Source organism: Vibrio sp. Vb0667 (genome assembly GCF_033391095.1).
This window is the reverse complement of record NZ_JAWPOL010000411.1, coordinates 1-1,032: the sequence shown is the minus strand read 5'-3', so window position 1 is coordinate 1,032 and position 1,032 is coordinate 1. Positions and strand designations below refer to the sequence as shown.

The window sequence follows — 1,032 nt, the reverse complement described above, 5'->3', positions numbered from 1 at the left end:
GCAGATGAACAATGCATTGGCAAGTCAGTTCCGAACTTGGTTTGCCGAACAGCTTACGGACAAAGTGGATGCGTCATTGCCGACTCAGTTTGTGACTCAATTTCAGCTTGGAACCGAAAGCACGCAAGCGCAGCAGATTGCAAAGTTAAGCGCTGAAGAGCTGAAATCAGCGACTGGGGATATTGCCTCATTTGTTGATGATTTGGCGCGTCAAATGAGTTCTAGCGTGGTTCGTGAGAGCGCATCTTCGTTCCTTCGCAATGCGTTTGCTCATTTGCCATCGATGAATCTGGCACAGCTCAAAGCATCTGATTTTCTGCTAACCGAAGCGAATTTTGTTACGAACGTCTCGACGCAATTGCAGAACGCTTTTAACCAGATAGGTATCACTTTAACTAAAGATGACGCGGACCAATTAGCGAAAAGAATTACGTGGACGCCAGGCATTTCTAAACAGCAGCTTAGCGAAGCGTTAAGCGAAATGGCGACGCAAGTGAAAGGTCAGTTTACTGCGGCTTACGGTGAAACCGCTGGGACTGAAAATTTACGAAAAGCGTTAGATGCCATCATCAAAAGCTCGGATTCTTTGACGCTTTCAAGCTTGTTTGCGAATTTTGCAGTAAGTCTTATTCACACCGAAATCGATGCTTTTTACAACGATAAAGCGATTGCCGATATCCAAAAAACGCAAATCTCTGCGGATCAGGTTGAGCTGATAAAAAACAATACGGAACGAGACATCCGTTTCCAGTTTGAAAAAATGCTGAAGGGTGAGTCGACAGGCGCCTCGTTTATCGAACGTTACGAAACATTACGCAAGAACTTAGGTGCGTTGAAAGATCGTCTACTCAACATCACCGAGCAAGAGAAAAAGGATCTTGAGGTTCGCGCAGAGCACTCTTTGACGGCTCGCGATTTGTTGGCTGTCGTTGAGTCCAGTATTGGTGACCGTTTTGATGAACAAGTGCTGTTTGCATTAAACGAGCGTCGCGTAAATCGCTTAGAAAAACGTAACGAGCAAAAGGAAGCACT

General features: G+C 45.4%; 1 pseudogene. It reads left to right on the top strand.

Going from position 1 to position 1,032, the window contains the following annotated elements:
• A pseudogene (gene vcrV, locus R8269_RS26285) lies at positions 1 to 1,032 on the top strand (type III secretion system needle tip protein VcrV); the annotation flags it as partial.